General features: G+C 68.7%; 15 protein-coding genes and 1 tRNA gene. 8 read left to right on the top strand and 8 right to left on the bottom strand.

Features of this window, described 5'->3' with window-relative positions; translation table 11 throughout:
• Positions 1-6: 6 nt before the first annotated feature.
• A complete protein-coding gene (locus tag IFT54_RS00990) occupies positions 7-1,512 on the bottom strand; it encodes a Y-family DNA polymerase (RefSeq protein ID WP_244648533.1) in 1,506 nt (501 codons plus the stop codon).
• Positions 1,481-2,278, bottom strand: coding sequence for a hypothetical protein (locus tag IFT54_RS20330; RefSeq protein WP_192069344.1), 798 nt, complete (start codon positions 2,276-2,278; stop codon positions 1,481-1,483). Before IFT54_RS20330 ends, IFT54_RS00990 begins: the two co-directional genes overlap by 32 nt.
• A gap of 163 nt (positions 2,279-2,441) precedes the next feature.
• Between IFT54_RS20330 and IFT54_RS00980 the strand changes: the two genes are divergently transcribed.
• Together IFT54_RS00980 and IFT54_RS00975 are read left to right on the top strand one after the other, a co-directional pair.
• Positions 2,442-2,516: transfer RNA gene (locus IFT54_RS00980), tRNA-Gly, on the top strand.
• A 244-nt stretch (positions 2,517-2,760) separates the two neighbouring features.
• Positions 2,761-4,266, top strand: a complete 1,506-nt coding sequence (locus IFT54_RS00975; protein WP_244648433.1) for a globin-coupled sensor protein — start codon at positions 2,761-2,763, stop codon at positions 4,264-4,266.
• Positions 4,267-4,318: 52 nt separating this feature from the next.
• Here IFT54_RS00975 and IFT54_RS00970 read toward each other — a convergent pair whose 3' ends face one another.
• Together IFT54_RS00970 and hemC are read right to left on the bottom strand one after the other, a co-directional pair.
• Positions 4,319-5,965, bottom strand: coding sequence for a uroporphyrinogen-III synthase (locus IFT54_RS00970; protein ID WP_192069342.1), 1,647 nt, complete (start codon positions 5,963-5,965; stop codon positions 4,319-4,321).
• Positions 5,962-6,870: a hydroxymethylbilane synthase gene (gene hemC / locus IFT54_RS00965; RefSeq protein WP_192069341.1), complete on the bottom strand. Its 909-nt coding sequence runs from the start codon at positions 6,868-6,870 to the stop codon at positions 5,962-5,964. The genes IFT54_RS00970 and hemC overlap by 4 nt, the downstream gene beginning before the upstream one ends.
• A gap of 75 nt (positions 6,871-6,945) precedes the next feature.
• Here hemC and tsaD point away from each other — a divergent pair, with 75 nt between their 5' ends.
• Positions 6,946-7,974, top strand: a complete 1,029-nt coding sequence (gene tsaD / locus IFT54_RS00960; RefSeq protein WP_192069340.1) for a tRNA (adenosine(37)-N6)-threonylcarbamoyltransferase complex transferase subunit TsaD — start codon at positions 6,946-6,948, stop codon at positions 7,972-7,974.
• Positions 7,971-8,948, top strand: coding sequence for an NAD(P)H-dependent glycerol-3-phosphate dehydrogenase (locus IFT54_RS00955; RefSeq protein ID WP_192069339.1), 978 nt, complete (start codon positions 7,971-7,973; stop codon positions 8,946-8,948). The genes tsaD and IFT54_RS00955 overlap by 4 nt, the downstream gene beginning before the upstream one ends.
• 45 nt (positions 8,949-8,993) lie before the next feature.
• On the opposite strand, the gene IFT54_RS00950 is transcribed toward IFT54_RS00955, so the two are convergent.
• Positions 8,994-10,823: an AsmA family protein gene (locus tag IFT54_RS00950; protein WP_342354740.1), complete on the bottom strand. Its 1,830-nt coding sequence runs from the start codon at positions 10,821-10,823 to the stop codon at positions 8,994-8,996.
• 242 nt (positions 10,824-11,065) lie between these two features.
• Positions 11,066-11,224, bottom strand: coding sequence for a DUF1674 domain-containing protein (locus IFT54_RS00945; protein WP_081874308.1), 159 nt, complete (start codon positions 11,222-11,224; stop codon positions 11,066-11,068).
• A gap of 102 nt (positions 11,225-11,326) precedes the next feature.
• Between IFT54_RS00945 and IFT54_RS00940 the strand changes: the two genes are divergently transcribed.
• From IFT54_RS00940 to purH, 4 genes are all read left to right on the top strand, one after another.
• The gene (locus IFT54_RS00940; RefSeq protein WP_107045199.1) at positions 11,327-12,604 is read left to right on the top strand and encodes an RsmB/NOP family class I SAM-dependent RNA methyltransferase; all 1,278 of its coding nucleotides are present in this window, start codon (positions 11,327-11,329) and stop codon (positions 12,602-12,604) included.
• A gap of 71 nt (positions 12,605-12,675) precedes the next feature.
• Positions 12,676-13,335, top strand: coding sequence for a ribulose-phosphate 3-epimerase (gene rpe, locus IFT54_RS00935; RefSeq protein WP_166746596.1), 660 nt, complete (start codon positions 12,676-12,678; stop codon positions 13,333-13,335).
• Positions 13,336-13,364: 29 nt separating this feature from the next.
• On the top strand, positions 13,365-15,068 hold the full coding sequence (locus IFT54_RS00930; protein ID WP_192069671.1) for a heparinase II/III family protein: 1,704 nt from the start codon (positions 13,365-13,367) through the stop codon (positions 15,066-15,068).
• Positions 15,069-15,321: 253 nt separating this feature from the next.
• On the top strand, positions 15,322-16,884 hold the full coding sequence (gene purH, locus IFT54_RS00925) for a bifunctional phosphoribosylaminoimidazolecarboxamide formyltransferase/IMP cyclohydrolase (RefSeq protein WP_192069337.1): 1,563 nt from the start codon (positions 15,322-15,324) through the stop codon (positions 16,882-16,884).
• Positions 16,885-16,917: 33 nt separating this feature from the next.
• Here the strand turns inward: purH and IFT54_RS00920 are convergent, their stop codons facing one another.
• Positions 16,918-18,435, bottom strand: a complete 1,518-nt coding sequence (locus tag IFT54_RS00920; RefSeq protein WP_056406599.1) for a lipopolysaccharide biosynthesis protein — start codon at positions 18,433-18,435, stop codon at positions 16,918-16,920.
• Positions 18,436-18,553: 118 nt separating this feature from the next.
• The gene (polA, locus tag IFT54_RS00915) at positions 18,554-21,328 is read right to left on the bottom strand and encodes a DNA polymerase I (RefSeq protein WP_031440871.1); all 2,775 of its coding nucleotides are present in this window, start codon (positions 21,326-21,328) and stop codon (positions 18,554-18,556) included.
• Between the last annotated feature and the right edge of the window lie 59 nt (positions 21,329-21,387).

Below are 21,387 nucleotides of genomic sequence, written 5' to 3'. Positions count from 1 at the left end.
GCGCGGTCATGCGAAGACGCCGTGGAGATACCAGCGCGGGGTCTCGACCTCCGAATACAGGCCGTGCCGGAAGATCCAGAAGCGCCGGCCGCGGCGATCCTCGACCCGGTAGTAATCGCGCGTCGGAATGTCCTGACGCCGCCACCATTCGCCCGCGATGCGTTCGGGGCCTTCGCTGTGCGCGACGTCGTGGACGGTGCGGCGCCAGCGGAACCGGTGCGGCGGACCGTCCGGGACCTCGGCCATCATCGATTCGATCGGGTGCGGGGGATCGAACAGGTAGATCGGGCGCAGCGGTGGTTCGCCCGATTCAGGCGCGGCCCACGGTGCCGGGCGCGCACTGACCGCGGCGGCGTCCGCCGCCGGCAGCATCAGTTCGGCCTGTTCGGGAATATGGCTGTCGCGCGCCGCGAACCGCCTTACCCGTGCCCGACCGAGCCGCGTGCCGAGCTGGTCGACGAGTTGCGCCACGTTCCGGTTCTGGCCGTCCCGGTCCTGACCGTCTCCCTTCTGCCCGCCCTCCAGTTTCAGTTGCGTCGCATCCAGCCGTTCGGCGAGCGCGATGTCGAGGCGGATCAGGTCATAGCCGAAGCCGGGGTCGAGCGGATCGGCGAGACTGTCGATCCGCTCGCGGAACAGCCGCATCAGCACGGCGACGTCGCGGGTCGGCTGACCCGTCTCGATCCGCAACCGCTGGACAAGCCCATCGGCGCGAAACAGCCGCGCCTCCCAGCGCCTGCCACCCTCATGGCGTTCGGCGAGCTGGATCCCGGCCTCGGTCGCAAGCTCGGACAGGATCTCGAGCGCATAGTCGGTGCGCGCGATCGGCTCGGCAAAGCGGCGTTCGACGCCAATCCTCGCAACCGTCTGCCGCGGCACGATCGGCCCTTTCACCGATCCGTCGAGCCTGCGGATCATCATCGCGGCGTCTTCGCCGAATCGCGCCGCGATCACGCTGAGCGGGCGTGCCATCACGTCGCCCACCGTCTTCAACCCGGCGCGCGACAAGGCGGTCGTCGCATCGTCATCGAGGCCGAGTGCTGCGACCGGCAGGCGCTTCACCGCGCGGCGTTCGTCGGGGGCAGGCGCCCCGGCGAACCGCGCGAGCGCCCGCGCGGTATCCGGCGTGTCGCCAAAGGCATGTCGCACCAGCAGGCCGCGGCGGGCCAGCCGTTCCTCGAGATCGGCGGCAAGCCGGCGCTCACCCTCGAATTCATGGACACAGCCGGCGATGTCGAGGATCAACCCGTCCGGGGCATCGAGCGCGACCGACGGGGTATAGCGCTGACATCCGTCCGCCAGCCGCTCGAGCCATTCGTGATCGGCATGCGGATCATGCTGATAGGTTTCGAGTCCGGGCACGCGCGCCCGCGCATCGGCAAGCGTCAACCCGGGTTCGAGCCCGGCGCGAAGCGCTTCGCGGTCGAGCGACTTGAGCCGTACCCCGCCCGCAACCGTCTCGACGAACGCGATCGGTGCCTCAGCCCGTCCTACGAACAGATGGGGGCGCATCGTCCGCAGCCGCTCGATCGGCAACCATGGGAATACCAGCGCCAGATAGCGGCGCGGTATCGATGCCGGTTTCGGTGCCGGGTTGGGGGAGGGCTTGTTCGAAGTCATACGCGTCACGATTCCACTCCACGCGCCAGCGCAGGCCGGCCTGGCCTCCGCGTCGACGCAGCAATTCGATATCGAAGGCCGGCTTGCCCGGGGCGTCCGCGTCCAGCGGTTGCGACCGGCACGATGTCACCTGCCAGCGCGTCGCGGCGGCGCTGGGCATGGGGGCCGCATCGATCCTGAGGCTGAGGATGGTCACGCCCGAGGTTTCGGCGGCCAGCATCAGCCGACGCGTCGCCGTCAGGTCGATGCTCGCCGCCCGACCCCAGGATTCGATGACCAGCGTTCCCAGCCCCTGGCACCGTGCGGCATCCGCGGCGGTGCGCAACAGGCTGGCCTCGTCATCGACCAGCGCGAGGACCAGCGACGAGACGTCGAGCCCCATTTCCACCAGACCGTTTGCGTGGAGTCGCCCGCCCTGGCGCTCGCTCGCCTCGGTGCGCAGCCACAATAGCGGCACCGCTCGCGCGGCCAGAGTTGTCGCGACCGCGAAACCCGCGGCGCTTGCCGAATCGTCGACCGACGCGAAGATCTCGTGCAGCTGCGCCTTGGCCATGCCCTCGGTCATCCAGGCCTCGACCGCCCGGCCATCGCGCTGCGATGGCAGGCCGGTCGTCGCGATCCGCTTGAGGCGGGCGATCAGGGCGGTCGAGTCGTTCACAATTGTTCTTGTAATGTTCTATTGGGGGAGTCGCCAAGGACATTCTTCGCGATGATCGCTGCAAATTTTGCAAAGAAGGCGCTTGCCGGATCCGAAACCCCGGGCTAATAGCGCGCCTCACCCCGCCACCGTGTCGTTACTGACCGGCGGCACAGGCGCCAGAGCGGGCGTAGCTCAGGGGTAGAGCACAACCTTGCCAAGGTTGGGGTCGAGGGTTCGAATCCCTTCGCCCGCTCCAGTCGCTGCCTCGAACGGCAGCGACTTTTGCCGATCGGGTAATTCCAAGCCCCCACACCAGACCATCAGATCCTGTCATGCCGTGCGTACGGCATGCTTGATCTATGTATGTCCGACGATGACGATTTGTTGAGGCGGCCCTGACCGATAGCGACGTTGCGTTCCTATAAATTGGTCATCTACCGCTATATTCGGAGCCGTCCGTGTCCGTTGACCAAGTTTCGTCGCGTCTCGCATTCATGGAAATGGGAGCCGATCAGCAGGCGACCGTCGCTGCCGTCCGGCCCTTGATCGAATCCCTGATCGGCGGCGCGCTCGACAAATTCTACGACCGGGTCCGCAATCAACCCGAAACCTCGCCCTTCTTCCGCGATGCCGGCCACATGACTTCGGCCAAGTCGGCTCAGGCCAAGCACTGGATGAACATCGCGCGAGGCCAGTTCGACGCGAGCTTCTATGACAGCGTACGGCGGATCGGGACCGTTCACGCGCGGATCGGGCTCGAGCCACGATGGTATGTCGGCGCCTATGCGCTCGTTCTCGAAAATCTGCTTGAGGGGATCGGCCGCCACTACAGCCCCTGGCGGCGGCTGGTGAAGGGGCTCCGCACGCCGAGCGCGACCGATGCCAGCATCGCGATCGTCAAGGCGGCGCTGCTCGACATGGAATTGTCGCTGTCGATGTATATCGAGGAAGCCCAGGTTGAACGCAACGCGGCGATCACGACCATGGGCAAGGCGCTGAACGCGCTCGCCGCCGGGGATCTGTCGACGACGCTGACGGGGCTCCCGGCCAGCTTCGCGCCGCTCGAGGACAGCTATAACGACGCGCTCAACCAGTTGCGCACGCTGATCGGCGCGGTGTCCGAAAGCGCCACCGCGATCCGCACCGGATCCAACGAGATCGCGCAGGCATCGGAGGATCTTGCCCGCCGGACCGAGAGCAATGCCGCGTCGCTCGAGGAGACCGCTGCGTCGGTGACTCAGATGGATGGCCGGCTTCGTGCTTCCGTGACCGCGGCCGGCCAGACGGTCGAACGTGCCGATCAGGCGATCGCGACGGTCGGGGGCGGTCGCACGGTGGCGGATCTGGCGGTACAGGCAATGGGCCGCGTATCGGACAGCGCCAAGGGTATCGACAGCGTGATCGAGGGGCTGGACAAGATCGCCTTCCAGACGCGCGTTCTGGCGATGAACGCCGCGGTCGAGGCGGGAAGGGCCGGCGATGCGGGTCGCGGATTCGCGGTCGTCGCCGATCTGGTATCCGCGCTCGCCATGCGTGCGGAGGAAGAGGCCAAGCGCGCGCGCGACCAGCTGACGGTGACTCAGACCGACATCGTCACCGCGGTCGATGCGGTGACAAAGGTCGATGGCGCGCTCGCGGCGATATCGGACGACGTGGCGCAGGTTCACGCCCTGCTCGCCACCATGGCGCGGGACAATCAGGCCCAGTCGGTCGCGATCACCGAGATTTCCGCGACGATCGGGACGATGGACCAGACGACGCAGCAAAATGCCGCGATGGTGGAGGAAACGTCGGCGGCGGCGCGCAACCTAGCCGCCGAGGTAGGCACGCTGGCCGACCAAGCCCGACGGTTCCGCACCAGCGATTCGCGCGCTGCCAAGCCGCCGGTCGCGCCTGCGAAACAGGATTATGGCCAGCCCGAAAGCTATACGTCGCCGGTCAAGCCGCTGCCGCCAGCCGCAATCCCGGCGATGGTTCGCCACGAGGACGACTGGAACTCCTTCTGACGCCCTGACAAGTCCTAGGCGACAGGCCTCGGCCGGTCGACCCGACGGGGTGTCAGGGGGCGGGTACGGCGACCGGCGCCTCGGTCTGCGTCGATGTCGCCACCGGTGGCAGCACCGGGGTGGTGACCACGATCGGGCTTGGCTGGGGCTGGCCCGCCTGGCCCATCAGCGCGGTGTTCTCGAGGATATCCAGCGCCTTGCGCGCGACGATGTAGCGGCGGGCGGCGTCCATCCAGTTGCTCGCCTGCGTCGCGCCGGGCAGGCGCTCGACCTCGGCGCGGGCCGCCTCGACCTGGCCGGCCTCGAGCAGACGACGCGCCCGTGCAAGGCGGTCTGCCGGCATGGGCGAGGCCATGCTTTCCTCGCGCAGCACGATCAGGTTGCTGAATTCACGCCGCACGGTCTGCAACCAGCTGTCATTGGTCGTCCCGTTGGTGCTCGTGATCTGCGGCGCGATCGTATCGAGCCCCTGGCGCAGATCCTCGATCGTGACCGGCTGGTGCGCGGCCTGGATCACCGCGGCCGTGGCGCGCGGCTGGGCGCGACCGAAGCGCAGTCGCAGCTGCTCCTCGATATAGCCCAGTCCAACCCCACGATCGATCGCCCGACGCGCGGCGAACGCGACCATCAGGCCTTCCGCGCGGGTCGCCTGACCCCCGGCTGCCATCGCGTCGCTCGACACGGCCGCGGTCCGGGCCTCGAGCGCGGTGAGCTGGCCCGCCAGCGTCGCCTCGCGCGTTGCCAGCATTGCGGTGTCGACCCGCGGCTGTTCGCCATTTGCGTTAAGCGGTTGCGCGGGGGTGAAATCGGGATTGCCCGATGCCGCCGCGGCCGTGGTCGATCCAGCGGCCGTCAGACCGGTGCGCTGACCAAACCATGGCATTGTTTTCAGCGCATAGCCCATCGCTACCGATCCGGCGATAAAAGCCAGTCCGATCAATATGATGATAACACCCAGGCGGGGGCCGCGTGCCCGGGGACGCTCGATCGGCACGTGGTCGCTCATGACGCGCTTATCCCCGCGACGCGCGTCAGGGTCAATCGCGCGCTTTGCGGCGATCGTGACGAGCGCATCGTCGGTGGGAGTCTCCGCCACGACCACCGCAGCCCAGCCGCTGCCCGCCGCGTCTGCCGCGGCTTGGCTGATCGCAGCGATCGTGACGCGCGACCGGTCGACGCCGGCCTGTGCGACATGCTCGGCGAAGGCACGCGCGGCGCGGGGCGAATGGATCAGAACGAGCAGGTCTTCGTGCCGAGGCAACACGCTATCGCCGATCCCCAGCGCCTCACTCGCATAGACGGTGCACGCGACGACGTCCGGGCCGGTCGGCCTGCGGTCGCGGCCCGCCGGGTGGAACAGGCGGTCGAACCCGGATGCCCGCGCTGCGTCGATCGCGGCATCGACGTTGCCGGTGCCGGTCACCGCGACATTGAAGCCAGCGCGTCGGGCGGCGGCGGCGGTGGCGTCGCCGACCGCGATCACCGGCAGCGTCTTGAGCGTGTCGGGCAGGGCGCCATGGCGAATCGCGTTCGCGCTGGTCAGCAGAACGGCATCGAACCCGCCCAAGTCAGGCGGCGTCCAGGCGACGGGGACGACCGTGAACACCGGCATCGCCAGGGGCTCGAGCCCCAGTCCGCGAAGCTTGGCGCATGTGTCGGCATTGCCCGGTTCGGGGCGCAGCACGACGATGCGGGTCATGCGGCGAACAGGCGCCGGACGCTGGCGGGGGCGCGGGTCAGCAGATCGAGCGCGAGCGCGGTACCAAGATCTTCGTCGATCCCGCCTTCGATCGCGCCGGCGACGTCGCACGACCCGTCCTCGGCGATCAGTTCGCCGCGCAGCGTCAGCGTTTCGCCGGCGAGCGAGGCAAGCGCTGCCACCGGCGAATGGCAATCCGCTCCCAGCCGCGCGAGCAACGCGCGTTCGGTCCGGACGCACAGACTGGTATCCACGTGATCGATCGCCGCGACGATCGCCTGTGCCGGCTTGCCGACCAAGGTCTCGATCCCGACCGCACCCTGAGCGGGCGCGGGCAGCATGATGTCGGTCGGGATGGCATGACCGATCGCCGTCCGCCCGAGACGATCGAGCCCGGCGGCGGCAAGCAGCGTCGCGTCCATGTCGCCGGCCGCGACCCGCGCGAGTCGCGTATCGACGTTGCCGCGGATCAGCACGATGTCGAGATCGGGGCGCGATCGCAGCATCTGCGCGCGTCGCCGCGGCGAGCTGGTGCCGACGACAGCACCCTGGCGCAGGTCGGCAAGCGTTTCCGCGCCGATCAGCCGGTCGCGCACGTCCGCGCGCGGCAGCATCGCGGCGATCTGCAGGGTCTGCGGGCGGATCGTCTCGACATCCTTCATCGAATGCACGGCGCAATCGATCTCACCGTCGTGCAGCGCGCGATCGAGTTCCTTCGTCCACAACGCCTTGCCGCCGATCTCGGCGAGCGCGCGATCCTGCACACGGTCGCCCGTGGTGCGGATCACGACCGTCTCGATCCGATCCGGGGACCAGCCATGCGCGGCGCACAAGGCGTCGCGCACCATGCCTGCCTGCGCGAGGGCGAGGGGCGAGCCGCGTGTGCCGAGCCGAAAACTAGTCATGACGCCTGCATGCAGAAACGCGGCGCGTTCGACAAGCGTGAGGACAAGCCTTGTCCGGCGCGATAGGGATATGGGATGATCATTCTGGGTATCGAATCCTCCTGCGACGAAACCGCCGCCGCGCTCGTCACCGCCGATCGACAGGTGCTGGCGCACCGGTTGCTCGGGCAGGAGGCGGCGCATGCGCCGTTCGGCGGGGTCGTGCCGGAGATCGCGGCACGCGCGCATGTCGAGGCGCTAGAGCCGCTGATCGTCGCGGCGCTGGCCGATGCGGGGCTCAAGCTGGCCGATGTCGATGCGATCGCGGCGACGGCCGGGCCGGGGCTGATCGGCGGGGTCATGGTCGGGCTCGTCACCGGCAAGGCGCTCGCGCATGCCGCGGGCAAGCCGTTGATCGCGGTCAACCATCTGGAAGGCCATGCGCTGTCGCCGCGGCTGTCCGATCCCGATCTCGCTTTCCCCTATCTCCTGCTGCTGGTGTCAGGCGGGCATTGCCAGTTGCTGCTGGTCGAAGGGGTCGGCGCGTATCGACGGCTCGCGACGACGATCGATGATGCGGCCGGCGAGGCGTTTGACAAGACCGCCAAGATTCTCGGCCTCGGCTTTCCCGGTGGCCCCGCGGTCGAGCGTGCCGCCGCGCTGGGCAATCCAAAGGCCGTGCCGCTGCCGCGCCCGCTCAAGGGTTCGGCCGAACCGCATTTCTCCTTTGCCGGTCTCAAAAGTGCGGTCGCGCGGGTCGTCGGGGACTATGCGCCGGAGGATATCGCCGCGTCGTTCCAGGCCGCGGTGGTCGATTGCCTGATCGACCGCACGACCAGGGCGCTGAACGGTCTGACGGTCACACCCACCGCGCTGGTCGTCGCGGGCGGGGTCGCGGCGAACGGCGCGGTCCGCGGTGCGCTGCAGACGCTTGCCACGACCCGCGGCCTGCGGTTCGTCGCGCCGCCGCTCTGGCTGTGCACGGACAATGCGGCGATGATCGCCTGGGCCGGGGCGGAGCGGTTCGCCGCCGGACTGACCGACCCGCTCGACACCGCGGCCCGCCCGCGCTGGCCGCTTGATCCGGATGCCGAGGCGGTGCGCGGCGCAGGGGTGAAGGCATGAGGATCGGCGTCATTGGTGGCGGCGCCTGGGGCACCGCGCTGGCACAGGTCGCCGCGCATGAAGGTCGCGACGTCATCCTGTGGGCGCGCGAGCCGGCCGTTGTCGACTCGATCAACGCGACTCATGCGAACGCGCTGTTTCTCGCCGGCGTCGCGCTGTCGCCGACGATCCGCGCCACCGGTGATCTCGGCGCGCTGGCGGAGATGGACGCGATCCTCGTCGTCGCGCCGGCGCAGCATGTCGGCAGCGTGCTCGCCGCCGCGCCGATCGGCGGCATCCCGCTGGTGCTGTGCGCGAAGGGGATCGAGGCGGGGAGCAAGCGGCTGGTCGGCGAGGTCGCGCGTGCGGTGCATCCCGACGCGCCGATCGCGGTGCTGTCGGGGCCGACCTTCGCGCATGAGGTGGCGGCGGGGCTGCCGACCGCGGTGACGCTCGCCTGCGAGGACGAGGCGCTTGGCGAAGCGCTCGCGACCCGGCTCGCCGCGCGGCATTTCCGGACCTATGCGTCGACCGACGTCGCGGGGGCGGAAATTGGCGGGGCGGTGAAGAACGTGCTCGCGATCGGCTGCGGCGTGGTCGAGGGCGCCGGGCTCGGCCAGAATGCGCGTGCGGCTCTGATTGCGCGCGGCTTTGCCGAGATGACGCGGTTCGGGCTTGCGCGCGGCGCCCGCGCCGAGACGCTCGCCGGCCTGTCGGGGCTCGGCGACCTCGTGCTTACCTGTTCCTCGACGAGCTCGCGCAATTTCTCGCTTGGCGTCGGGCTGGGGCGCGGCGAGGCCGCCGCCGCATTGCTGGCTGATCGCCGCACGGTCGCGGAAGGCGCATTCACCGCCCCCGTGCTGCGCGAGGCCGCGCGCGATGCGGGCGTCGACATGCCGATCACCGAGGCGGTGTGCCGCCTGCTCGAAGGCGCCCCGGTCCGCGACGTGATCGGCGACCTGCTCGCGCGGCCGCTCAAGGACGAGGCGGGCTGATAGGAGGCGATTGCTTCATCCTCCCCCTCGCGGGGGAGGATCGGTTTAGCGCAGCACGCGCGCCGCGAGCCCCGAGCAATCCGCATCGCGCGCAGTCGGGCCCTGTTTCCCCGTGATCGCGCGGCCGATCGCCTTGAAGATGTTGCCTACCGACTTCACCTCGGGCGGGATCGTCACCGCCGGCCGCTCGATCGTGCCGGTCATATAGGCCGAGCCCGGCACGCGCAGCAGCGCATGCTGTTTCGGCGTGCCCGTCAGCCGGATGTTCAGCGTCTCGCCGGGAAACACCACGCTCCCCTGACCGCGCAACAGGCTGGCGGTCGTGTCGACGATCATTGGGTCGATCCGACCATGGCCGCGCGTCACGTCGAGTTTCAGCACGACGCAGCGCAGCCCGGCGCGCTCGCCATCCTTTGCCAGCAGCGCGCGCGCCGCATCGAATCCCAAAGCCGCCGCGATTCCCTGCGGCAATTGCCCGTCACGCGCGACGAAACCGATCGTGCCGTTCGCATTGCCGACCGCCGCGCGGATCGTCGTGCCCGGCCCCCTCAGTCGTGCGCGCGCGCTGACATTGCCGCTGAACTCGCCGCCGCCGCCCGCGAGATCCTGCACGCTGCTGCCGCGCAGCCGCAGGTTGATATCGACCATCGGCACCTTGCGGTCGCCGCGCTGGTCGACCGTCAGCTTCCCCTCGACCCGACCATGCGGCAACCGTGCGTCGAGGTCGCTGAGCGTCAGCAACTGGTGGTCGATCGCCAGCACGCCCCTGGCGGACAGGATCGGCGACGCGCCCTGGGCGCTCACGATCCGCTTGATCCGGAACGCCATCCGCGCGTCGGTCGTGTCGATCTTGCCGATATCGATCCGCGTGTTGGGCACGAGCCGTGGGCCGATTGCGCGTTCGAGCGCGGCCCCCTTCGCCTTGCCTTCGTCCGACGCCAGATCGCCAAAATCAAACTGTCGCGACACGATCGCGCCGTCGACCTTGCTACGGCCATCCTGCTTGTCGACGCTGACATGCCCGGTGAAATCGGACCGTCCGACCACGCCCTTCAGCTGCGTGACGGTCCATTTCGGCTGATCGTGGCGGACATGCGCGGAGAACGACACCGGTTGCGTGCGGAACAACCCAGCCTCGATCACCGCGTCGATAAGCTTGAGGTCGGTCGCGCGTGCGGTCACGTCGAGCTCCATCGCGTCGGTGTCGAGCGGGTGGTCCATCCGGCCCTTCGCGGTGATCGAGAGCGCGTCGCCGTCGATCGACGCGGTGAACGGCCAGGGCTTGCCCTGGAACCGCGCTACCGAAGGCCCCGCCACGGCGATCCGCACCGCCGCACCGCGGATCGTGCCGTTGCCGGCCGCGCGGATGCCGTGCACCGGATCGGAGGTGAAGCGTGCGGTGACGAACCGGTCCTGCTTGTCGTCGCGATAGGCGATCACGCTGTCGCTGATCGTCAGTCCGTCGAGGTCGGTGGAGCTCCCGCCGCCCTTCGGCTTGCCCGGTCGTTCCCAGTTGGTGCGGCCGTTCCTGTCGCGGACCAGCACGAGCCGCAGTCCGCGCGCCTTCACGTCGCGCGGCCCGAACGCACCTTTCAGCAGTGCGAGCCCGGAGAAGGTGGCTTCGGCCTCGCGCAACCGGACGAAATCGCCCGTTCCGGCCCATGCCGCCTGCGGAATACGGACGTCGGTGATGCGGATCGTGGGGTTGAACCCGAACGTGTCGACGCGCTCGATCCCGCCAATCGTCACCGGCCGGCCGAACCGCGCGGTGAGCTGCCGCTGGATCACCCCCTTGAGCGAGCCCCAGGGGAAGGCGGCGAGCACGATCAACCCCAGCACCAGTACGCCAGCGACGACGATGCCGGTGATTTTCACCCAGCGTTTTGCGAAGAATCCCCTCATCCTACCGCGACGCGCCGCCGTGCGATACGTTCCGCGTGCGTCAGGACCGCTGCCGCAGATTTACCGACACAACCTCTGTCATTCCCGCGTAGGCGGGAATCCATAGGGGCGAAGCGTGCGGCCTCACCGCCGCCAACCGGGAATATGGATCCCCGCCTGCGCGGGGATGACGGATGTGGAGCAGCGCTCGATCAGGCCTCGAAACGACGAAGCGATCAGAAGTCGATCGCCATGCCCTTGAGTTCCCAGTCGCCATAGCGCGTCGGGTCGCGCGGTTCGGGGTCTTTGTCGGGCACGATCGGCTCGGGCTGTGGCACCGGTGTATCCTTTGACAGATAGGCGGGTGGCTTCACATGGTCGGGGCGCTGGCCCATCATGGCTCTCCGGATTGCGTGTTGGCGTCGTAACCGCCACATGGGGGGCGCCGTGCGACTTGCCAATGCAGCGCGCGGCACCCGAACGCGAAGGACCTTCTCATGCCCGACTACACCCACGCCCCCGAGCCGCTTGGCGTCCCCACCCGCCGCGCCGCGCTGCGCCTGCTCGATGCGGTGCTGCGTCGTGGCGAATCGCTCGAATCCGCGCTGCCCGCCGCGACCCGCGCGATCCACGGACCCGATCGCGGGCTTGCACATGCGATCGCCGCCGAGACGCTGCGCCGTCTCCCCGATCTCGACGCGATGATCGATTCGGTCACGAAGACCAATCTGCCCGATGATGCGAAGGCGCGGATGGCGCTGCGGATCGCGCTCGTCCAGGTGCTGATCCTCGGCACGCCGTCGCACGCCGCGATCTCGACCGTGCTGCCGCTGGTCGATGGCGGTCCGCGCAAGCTGGTCCACGGCGTGTTCGGGACGCTGTTCCGCGCCAACATGCTGCTGCCCGAGGTGCCGACGCTGCCCGCTCCGGTCGAGCTGCGCTGGGAAGCCGCATGGGGCGAGGAGATGGTCGACGATGCGGGCCGTGCGATCGCCGCACCACCGCCGCTCGACCTGACGATCGCCGACCCGGCCGAAACCGAAGGCTGGCGCGAGAAGCTCGGCGGCGAGAGCTTCATGCCCGGGCATCTGCGGCTGGGCGATCATGCCTCGGTCCCCGACATGGAGGGCTTTGGTGACGGCGCCTGGTGGGTGCAGGACATCGCCGCCTCGCTGCCCGCGCGCTTGCTGGGCAAGGGGGAGGGCCATGTCCTCGATCTGTGCGCGGCGCCCGGCGGCAAGACGCTGCAGCTCGCTTCGGCGGGTTGGACTGTCACCTCGGTCGACAATTCGCAGAGCCGGATCAAGCGGCTGCGCGAGAATCTCTACCGGACGCATCTGAAGGCCGAGGTCGTCAACGCCGACCTCCTCGAATGGGCGCCCGCCGAGCCCGCCGACGCGATCCTGATCGACGCGCCGTGCAGCGCGACCGGTATCTTCCGCCGCCACCCCGACGTGCTCCACCGCGTCCGCCCCTCGATCATCGCCGAGACCGCGGCGCTGCAGGCGCGGATCTTCGCGCGCGCGGCCGACTGGGTGAAGCCCGGCGGCACGCTCGTCTACGCGACCTGCTCGCTCGAACCGTCGGAGGGCGAGGCGCAGCTCGACGCGTTCCTCGCCGCGCGCAGCGACTATTCGATCGTGCCGGTCGACCAGGCCGAGCTCCCCGCCGGGATCACGCCGACCGACACCGGCACCGTCCGCACGCTGCCGGGCATGCTCGCCGAACAAGGCGGTTGCGATGGCTTCTTCATCACCCGTCTGAAGCGCGCCTGATCATTCCTCCCCCGCTTTGGGGGAGGATTGAAGGCCTTCGCACCACGTGAATCCCCCGCTAGGACACATTCATGCAACCCGTCCGCATCGCCCCCTCGATCCTGTCCGCCGACTTCGCCAAACTGGGTGAGGAGGTCCGCGCCATCGATGCGGCCGGCGCCGACTGGATCCATATCGACGTCATGGACGGGCATTTCGTCCCCAACATCTCGTTCGGCCCCGCGGTCATGAAGTCGGTGCGCGGCGTCACCGCCAAGCCGTTCGACGTCCATCTGATGATCGCCCCCGTCGACGCGTATCTCGATGCGTTCGCGGAGGCCGGCGCGGACTGCATCACCGTGCATTACGAGGCCGGCCCGCACATCCACCGCTCGCTCCAGCACATCAAGTCGCTCGGCAAGCGCGCGGGTGTCGTGATCTGCCCCGGTACGCCGGCGAAGATGCTCGATTACCTGCTCGACATGGTCGACCTCGTGCTCGTGATGAGCGTCAATCCGGGGTTTGGCGGGCAGAGCTTCATCCCCAGCCAGCTCAAGAAGATCACCGCGATCCGGACGATGATCGAGAAGAGCGGCCGCATGATCGATCTCGAGGTCGATGGCGGTGTCGACGCCGAATGGGCGAAGCGCTGCATCGATGCGGGTGCGGACGCGCTGGTCGCGGGGACGTCGGTGTTTCGCGGGGGGCCGGCACAGTATGCCGCCAACATCGCGGCATTGAGGGGCGATTGACCGACCAGCCCGATCCCGTGACCGATCCAATGCTCGACGGTATCGACGAAGGACGTCGCCTGATCCGGCTCGGCGGCGACAACGGGCTGTCGCTCGCCGACCGGCTGGCGGAGCGCTTTCACCGCCTGACCTGGCGTACGCCGCTCCATGCCTTGCGGCTCAAGGGACGCTATCCGCTCAAGCTGATCGCAGTCCCCGAGGATCCGGTGCTCGGCGACATCCCGCGGGGCACGATGCTGCTCGAGGGCCTGCTGTCGTTCCGTGGCGAGGTGCGCGATATCGAGACGCTCGATCTGGCAAAGCCGTTGCCCGGTCCCTTTGCCGACTATTTCCACAGCTTTGCCTGGCTGCGCGACCTGTCGACCGTCGCAACCCGCGCACGCGGGGCACCGATCGCCGAATATCTGATGGGGCTGTGGCTGACCGCCTATGCCGACACGCCGGGGGGGATCGCGTGGCGGCCGGACCTCTGGGGCAGGCGGATCCTGTTCTGGACCGCGCATGCGCCGCTGATCCTGTCGTCGGCTGACCTAGTCTACCGCTCGAAGGTGCTGAACGCGCTCGCGCGGGGCGCGCTGCACCTCGATCGAAGCGCAGACAAGGTGCCCGCAGGCGCACCGCGGATCGCGGCATGGTGCGGCGTGGTTGCCGCCGGGCTGCTGGTCCCGGGCGGTGACCCGCGCCGCGCGTTCGGCGAGGCCGGGCTGCTGCGCGCGCTCGGCACCGGGTTGTTCGACGATGGCGGCTCGGTTTCGCGCAGCCCGGCGATGCTGCTCGATTCGATCCAGCTTCTGACGCTGCTCCAGGACAGCTACCTGGCGCGCAACCTGGCCTTGCCCGAACCCGTCGCGACGACGCTCACCAGGATGGTCGCGGCGCTGCTCGGCGTGACGCATGGCGATCTTGGACTGTCGAGCTGGCAGGGCGGCGGCCCCGCCAGCGAGACCCAGGTCGCCGCGGTGATCGAGGCGAGCGGCGTCCGGACCCGGCCGCTCCGCCAGGCGCGCGACTGGGGCTATCAGCGGCTGGCGGCGGCCTCCTCGGTGCTGATCGTCGACGCCGCGCCGCCACCCGTCGCACGCCTGGTCGAAGGCGGGTGCGCTTCGACACTCGCGTTCGAATTCTCCGATGGCCCGGCGCGGCTTGTCGTCAATTGCGGCGGCGCACGGGCAGGGATCGCGCAATTGCCGCCGGCGATGGTCGAAGGTCTGCGGTCGACCGCCGCGCATTCGACGCTGACGATCGCCGACAGCAACTCGACTGCGATCCATGCCGACGGGACGCTCGGCCGCGGCGTCGCCGAAGTCGAGCTGAGTCGGCAGGAATCGGACGCGGCGAGCCGGATCGAGGCGAGCCATGACGGCTATGTCCGGCGCTGGGGCTTTGTGCACCGCCGCCAGCTGATGCTGACCGGCGACGGCCGTGAATTACGGGGCGAAGACGCGCTGTTGCCCAAGGGCAGCAAGCGGCGCCTGGGCCTTTCGCTGTTCGCGATCCGCTTCCATCTGGGCGCAGGGGTGCAGGTGTCGCCGACCGCGGACGGTCTGGGCGCAATCCTCCGCCTGCCGGGCGGCGCGATCTGGCAGTTCCGCTGCCGCGGTGGCGCCCTGGTGGTCGAGGACAGCGTCTGGATCGACGCGGACGGCCGCCCGGTCGCGACGCAGCAACTGATGATCACCGGCGAGGCCGCGGCGGGCGGCGCGAGCGTGAGCTGGGCACTGAAAAAGGCCTGAGCGCCAAACCGAGAGCGTTTACAATCACCCTCCCCGGCGGAGGCCGGGGTCCAGTTGGAAAGGTGGCGATGACGAAGCGCCGTCTTAGGTTGGCGACGTTCCCCAACTGGACCCCGGCCTCCGCCGGGGAGGTGCTATATTCGTGGCGTGACGCGAGACGGCGACATCTGCGCGCGACCCGCCCCCTGTTCCCCAACCCCAACCGACGCTAAGGCCCGCCGCACGGCGAAACCCGGATCACGAAAGACCTGTCATGACCAGCATCCCGATAAAGCGCGCACTCCTGTCCGTCTCCGACAAGACCGGGATCGTCGATCTCGGCACCGCGCTTGCGAGCCAAGGTGTGGAACTGGTGTCGACCGGCGGTACCGCCACCGCGCTGCGGGCGGCAGGCCTCACGGTGCGCGACGTGTCGGAGCTGACCGGCTTTCCCGAGATGATGGATGGCCGCGTGAAGACGCTGCACCCGATGGTGCACGGTGGCCTCCTCGCGGTGCGCGACGATGCGGGGCATGCCGCGTCGATGGAGGAGCACCAGATCGGCGCGATCGACCTTGTGATCGTCAATCTCTACCCGTTCGAGGCGACCGTCGCCAAGGGCGCGGACCGCGACACCGTTATCGAGAATATCGACATTGGCGGTCCCAGCATGGTGCGCTCCGCCGCCAAGAACCACGCCTATGTCGCGATCGTCACCGATCCCGCGGACTATGCGCTGGTCGCGGGCGGCAGCACGACGCTCGACGACCGCAAGCGCCTCGCCGCCAAGGCGTTCGCGACCACCGCGGCCTATGATTCGGCGATCGCGACCTGGTTCGGCACGGTCGACCAGGGCGAGCAGTTTCCGGCCACGCTGCCGATCACGCTCAAGCGCGGCGATGCGCTCCGCTACGGCGAGAACCCGCACCAGTCGGCGGCCTTCTACACCGCGAGCGATGGCGTCCGCGGCATCGGTCAGGCACGTCAGGTGCAGGGCAAGGCGCTGAGCTACAACAATCTCAACGACGCGGACGCCGCGCTCGAGCTCGTCGCCGAGTTCCGTGATGCCGCCCCCTCGGTCGTCATCGTCAAGCACGCCAATCCGTGCGGCGTCGCGACCGCCGCGACGCTCGAGGAGGCCTATGCCGTAGCGTTCGCCTGCGACACGGTGTCGGCGTTCGGCGGGATCATCGCGGTCAACCGCCGCCTCGACGTCGAGACCGCGCGCGCGATCACCGGCATCTTCACCGAAGTCGTCGTCGCACCCGATGCGGATGAGGAGGCGATCGCGCTGTTCGCCGCGAAGAAGAACCTGCGTCTGCTTCTGACCGGCGACCTGCCCGATCCGGCGCGCGCCGGGCTCACCGCCAAGTCGATCGCGGGCGGATGGCTCGTCCAGGGGCGCGACAACGGCACGCCCGGCGAGTTGCAGGTCGTGACGAAGCGCCAGCCCACGCCGCAGGAGCTCGCCGACTGCCGCTTCGCCTGGACCGTCGCCAAGCACACCAAGTCGAACGCGATCGTCTATGCCAAGGACGGCAGCACCGCAGGCATCGGTGCGGGGCAGATGAACCGCCTCGAATCCGCGCGCATCGCCGCGTGGAAGGCCAAGGATGCGGCGGACAAGGCGGGCTGGGCGACGCCGCGGACGATCGGCTCGGCGGTTGCCTCCGACGCGTTCTTCCCGTTTGCCGACGGCCTGCTCGCCGCGGTCGAGGCAGGCGCGACCGCGGTGATCCAGCCGGGCGGGTCGATCCGCGACGCCGACGTGATCGCGGCGGCGGACGAGGCGGGGCTGGCGATGGTGTTTACCGGGATGCGCCACTTCCGGCATTGATCGCCGGCGGCCCCCCGGCTTCGGGGGGCCGGATCAGCGGACCGGTGATCCGCTCCGCGGCAGCGTCGCTTCGCTGGGCTCGGGGGTCTTGGCGAACAGGGCACGGTCGGCGGGCCCGAACGCCCATTTCCACAGGATGAAGAGATAGGTCGCGGCGATCGCCGGCTCGCCGACCGCGAGTTCGACCCATTCGAGCCGCTTGGGCAGCGCGGTAAAGCCCGCGCCCACGACGATCGCGGCAAGCGCCGCCCAGACCAGCGGCCAGCGCCACGGCGAGACGCTCGCGCCGAGCAGGCTTCCGAGCAGCCGCGATTTGATCACCGACGTCAGCGCGACCGAGATCATGAGCGCGATCGCGGGCCCCGCAGCCTGATAATTGACCGGATAGCCAAGCCGGCGGATCGCGAAGATCAGCGTGAAGCTGAGGCCGATCTGGAAGGCGAGCATCACCGCCGAAATCATCAGATTGCGGTGCCGCGCGATATAGACGAGCGCGGATTCGCTGACCGCGCCGCTCGAGGCGAGGAATTCGGCGGTCAGCAGGAAGGCGAGCGCGGCGGTGCCAGCGACGAATTGCGGGCCGACCACGCCCATCACCGCCTCGCCGGGAATCGAGCCCATCAGCGCGAGGCCGCCCTGTGCCGCCATGATCCAAAACGCGACCTGGCGGACCTGGTTGGCGATCGCCGCGCGGTCGTTGATCGCCAGGCTTTGCGTGATGACGGGGCCGAGGATCGGGTCGAAGCTCGTCTTGAGCTTCTGCGGCAGGCTCGCGACCTGTTGCGCCATGTAATAGATGCCGACGACCTTGGGCTCGAACATCACGCCGAGGATGAAGCGGTCGACGTTGCGGCTGCCCCATTCGAGGATGTCCGCGCCCGCCAGCGGCACATTGGCGCGGGCGAGCGCGTAGAGCGGGCGCAGATGCGGCGACCAGCCGCGCGGCAGCCCGTAGCTGCGCACGAACGGCACGAGGCTGGCGATCAGCGCCGCAGTCATCGACGCGACATAGCTCAGCACGAGCCCGTCGCGGATCGTGAAATAGGAAAAGGCCCAGGCGGCGATCGAGATCGTCCACGGCTCGACCACCGCGCGCGCGGTGACCGCGGCCTTGACGTTCAGCCGATAGGCGAGTGCTGCCAGGCTGACGTCGGACCAGGCGACCGCGACGATGATGAGCGGCAAAAACCGGTCGAGCCCGGTGATCGCCGTATTGGGATACATGATCTCGGGGAAGGTGAAGAGCACCGCGCTCGCGATCAGCGACGCGACGAACGCCACCGCCATCGCATCCCACACGACATAGGCGTGCGGCCGCTCGGTGCTGCTCAGCGCCTGCGCGAGACCGCGCTTGAGCCCGAGCGTCGCCAGCAGCGCGGCGAGTTCGACCACCACGACCGCGATCGCGAACCGGCCGACCAGGTCCGGGCCGTAGATGCGGCCCGCGATGAACAGGAACGGGATGCGCGCGGCGAGGCGGAGGACAAAGCCCGCAATGTTGGTCCGACCGCCCTTGGCGAGCGTGTCGATATCCTTGGTCGATTCGGTCACGGGCGGGCGCCGCTGGTGCGCCGCGCCGCGGCACGGCCGCGTCGTCGGTCGGAGCGAAGGCTCCGCCGGCCGCGCTTGTGCGAGTCAGCCGGGCGTGGCCGGCTGCCGCCCCGCGCGATCAATGCGCTGCGCCCCAGCTCAGGCCGGTGCCGATCTCGATCCCCAGCGGCACGTCGAGCGTCACCGCCGGCTCGGCCGCGGTCGCCATCACGCGTTCGATGACGGGCTTGGCCGCCTCGACATCGCCCTCGGGCAGTTCGAACACGAGTTCGTCGTGGACCTGGAGCAGCATGCGCACGTTCGGCAGCCCGGCTTCGAGCAGTGCAGGGCCCATGCGGACCATCGCGCGCTTGATGATATCCGCGCTCGTCCCCTGGATCGGCGCGTTGATCGCGGCGCGCTCGGCGCCCTGGCGTTCGTGCTGGATCTTCGAGCGGATCCGCGGGAAATGCGTCTTGCGGCCGAACAGCGTCGTCGTGAACCCGGTCGCGCGGACGCTTTCGGTGGTGTCGACGATGTAGCTGGAGATGCCGGGGAAGCGATCGAAATAGCGGTCGATCATCGCCTGTGCTTCGTCCGCGGACACGTCAAGCCGGCCGGCGAGCCCCCAGCGCGAGATGCCGTAGAGGATCGCGAAGTTGATCGTCTTGGCGCGACCGCGCGTGTCGCGGTTGACCTCGCCGAACAGCTCCTGCGCGGTGAGGCTGTGAATGTCGTCGCCATTCGCGAACGCCTGTTTCAGCGCGGGGACGTTGGCCATGTGCGCGGCCAGTCGCAGCTCGATCTGCGAGTAGTCGGCGGCGAGGATCACGTTGCCGGGCTCCGCCACGAACGCGTCACGGATCTGGCGGCCGATCTCGGTGCGGATCGGGATGTTCTGCAGGTTGGGATCGGTCGACGACAGCCGGCCGGTCTGCGCGCCGGTCAGCGAGTAGGACGTGTGGACGCGACCCGTCGCCGGGTTGATCTGCGCCTGCAACGCATCGGTATAGGTCGATTTCAGCTTCGAGAGCTGGCGCCAGTCGAGCACCTTGCGCGCGATCACCGCGCCGGGCGAATCCTTGTCGGCGGCGATGCGCTCGAGTTCGGTGACGTCGGTCGAATAGACCCCGGACTTGCCCTTGCGGCCGCCCTTGATGCCCATCTTCTCGAACAGCACGTCGCCCAATTGCTTGGGGCTGCCGATCGTGAACGGCGCGCCGGCGAGCGCGTGAATCTCAGTCTCCAGGCTCGCCATCTGCGCGGCGAACTCGGTCGACAGCTTCGACAGCTTCGCGGCGTCGACCTTGATCCCGTGCATCTCCATCTGCGCGATGACGGGGACGAGCGGGCGGTCGACCATCTCGTAGACCCGCGTCGAACCCTCGGCGGGCAGGCGGCGCTTGAACCGGCGCCACAGGCGCAGCGTCACGTCCGCGTCCTCCGCGGCATAATGGGTCGCGGCCTTGAGGTCGATTTCGTTGAAGCTGCGCTGCGACTTGCCGGTGCCGACCACGTCCTTGAACGCGATGCAGGTGTGCGAAAGGTGCGTCGCGGCAAGCTCGTCCATGCCGTGGCCGTGAAGCCCCGCGTCGAGATCGAAGCTCATCAGGATCGTGTCGTCGAACGGCGCGATCGTCACGCCTCCGGTGGCGGCATAGGCGCGGGCGAGGACGATCATGTCGTATTTCAGGTTATGGCCGATCTTGAGGATGCTCGGATCCTCCAGCAGTGGCTTCATCTTCGCCAGCACGACCGCGCGGTCGATCTGGGCCGGGTTTTCCGCGAGCAAATCGGTGCCGCCATGCGCGATAGGTACGTAGCAGGCGAGGTTCGGATGCAGCGCCAGGCTGATCCCGACCAGGTCGGCGCGCGTCGCGTCGATCCCGGTCGTCTCGGTGTCGATCGCGATCCAGCCCTGATGCTTTGCCAGCGTGATCCAGCGGTCGAGCGCCGCCTCGTCGACGACGGTCTCGTAATCGTCATGCTTGCACGGCTCGTCCGCGTCCATGTCCGCGACGACGGTCGACTCGGCGACCGGTGCTTCGGCGACGGCCGACAATTTGGCGATCAGCGACTTGAAGCCGTGATGATCGAGGAACGCGCGCAACGGTGCGTCGGGAATGCCCTTGAGCTCGAGATCCTCGAGCGGCTCGGGCAGCGCGACGTCGCATCTGAGCGTGACCAGCACCTTCGACAGCCGCGCCATCTCGGCATGCTCGATCAGATTGTCGCGCAGCTTGCCCTTCTTCATCCCCTCGGCGGCGGCGAGCACCGATTCGAGATCGCCATGTTCGAGGATCAGCTTGGCGGCGGTCTTCGGGCCGACGCCGGGGACGCCGGGGACGTTGTCGACGCTGTCGCCCATCAGCGCGAGCACGTCGCCGAGCTGCGCCGGGGTGACGCCGTGGAATTTTTCCGCGACATGCTCCGCGCCCAGCCGGCGGTTGTTCATCGTGTCGTACATGTCGAGCCCGGGCTCGATCAGCTGCATCAGGTCCTTGTCCGACGAGACGATCGTGACCGACCAGCCCTGCGCCAGCGCGGCCTTCGAATAACAGGCGATGATGTCGTCGGCCTCAAGCCCCTCGGTCTCGATGCACGGCAGCGAGAAGGCGCGCGTCGCGTCGCGGATCATCGGGAACTGCGGGACGAGATCCTCGGGTGGGGGCGGACGCTGCGCCTTGTACTTGTCGTAGAGATCGTTGCGGAACGTCTTCGACGACTTGTCGAGGATGACCGCCATGTGGGTGGGGCCATCCGCGGCATGGACCTCGTCCGCGAGCTTCCACAGCATCGTGGTATAGCCGTACACCGCGCCGACCGGCTCGCCATGCTTGTTGGTAAGCGGCGGCAGCCGGTGATAGGCGCGGAAGATATAGCCGGAGCCGTCGACGAGATAGAGATGGGGCATCGCGCGCGGTCTAGCGGATGCGCGCGCGCGGACCAATGGGCGAAGCGTGGTTGTTGGGT

The sequence above is a fragment of the Sphingomonas sp. CFBP 13714 genome, assembly GCF_014842205.1.
GTDB classification, from domain to species: domain Bacteria; phylum Pseudomonadota; class Alphaproteobacteria; order Sphingomonadales; family Sphingomonadaceae; genus Sphingomonas; species Sphingomonas aerolata.
This window is presented reverse-complemented; position numbering and strand designations above follow the sequence as displayed.

Coding starts and splice junctions, on each gene's coding strand:
- IFT54_RS00990 (WP_244648533.1), bottom strand. CDS start 1,512: ATGCGCCCCCATCTGTTCGTAGGACGGGCTGAGGCACCGATCGCGTTC.
- IFT54_RS00975 (WP_244648433.1), top strand. CDS start 2,761: ATGGGAGCCGATCAGCAGGCGACCGTCGCTGCCGTCCGGCCCTTGATC.
- IFT54_RS00970 (WP_192069342.1), bottom strand. CDS start 5,965: ATGACCCGCATCGTCGTGCTGCGCCCCGAACCGGGCAATGCCGACACA.
- hemC (WP_192069341.1), bottom strand. CDS start 6,870: ATGACTAGTTTTCGGCTCGGCACACGCGGCTCGCCCCTCGCCCTCGCG.
- tsaD (WP_192069340.1), top strand. CDS start 6,946: ATGATCATTCTGGGTATCGAATCCTCCTGCGACGAAACCGCCGCCGCG.
- IFT54_RS00955 (WP_192069339.1), top strand. CDS start 7,971: ATGAGGATCGGCGTCATTGGTGGCGGCGCCTGGGGCACCGCGCTGGCA.
- IFT54_RS00945 (WP_081874308.1), bottom strand. CDS start 11,224: ATGGGCCAGCGCCCCGACCATGTGAAGCCACCCGCCTATCTGTCAAAG.
- IFT54_RS00940 (WP_107045199.1), top strand. CDS start 11,327: ATGCCCGACTACACCCACGCCCCCGAGCCGCTTGGCGTCCCCACCCGC.
- rpe (WP_166746596.1), top strand. CDS start 12,676: ATGCAACCCGTCCGCATCGCCCCCTCGATCCTGTCCGCCGACTTCGCC.
- IFT54_RS00930 (WP_192069671.1), top strand. CDS start 13,365: ATGCTCGACGGTATCGACGAAGGACGTCGCCTGATCCGGCTCGGCGGC.
- purH (WP_192069337.1), top strand. CDS start 15,322: ATGACCAGCATCCCGATAAAGCGCGCACTCCTGTCCGTCTCCGACAAG.
- polA (WP_031440871.1), bottom strand. CDS start 21,328: ATGCCCCATCTCTATCTCGTCGACGGCTCCGGCTATATCTTCCGCGCC.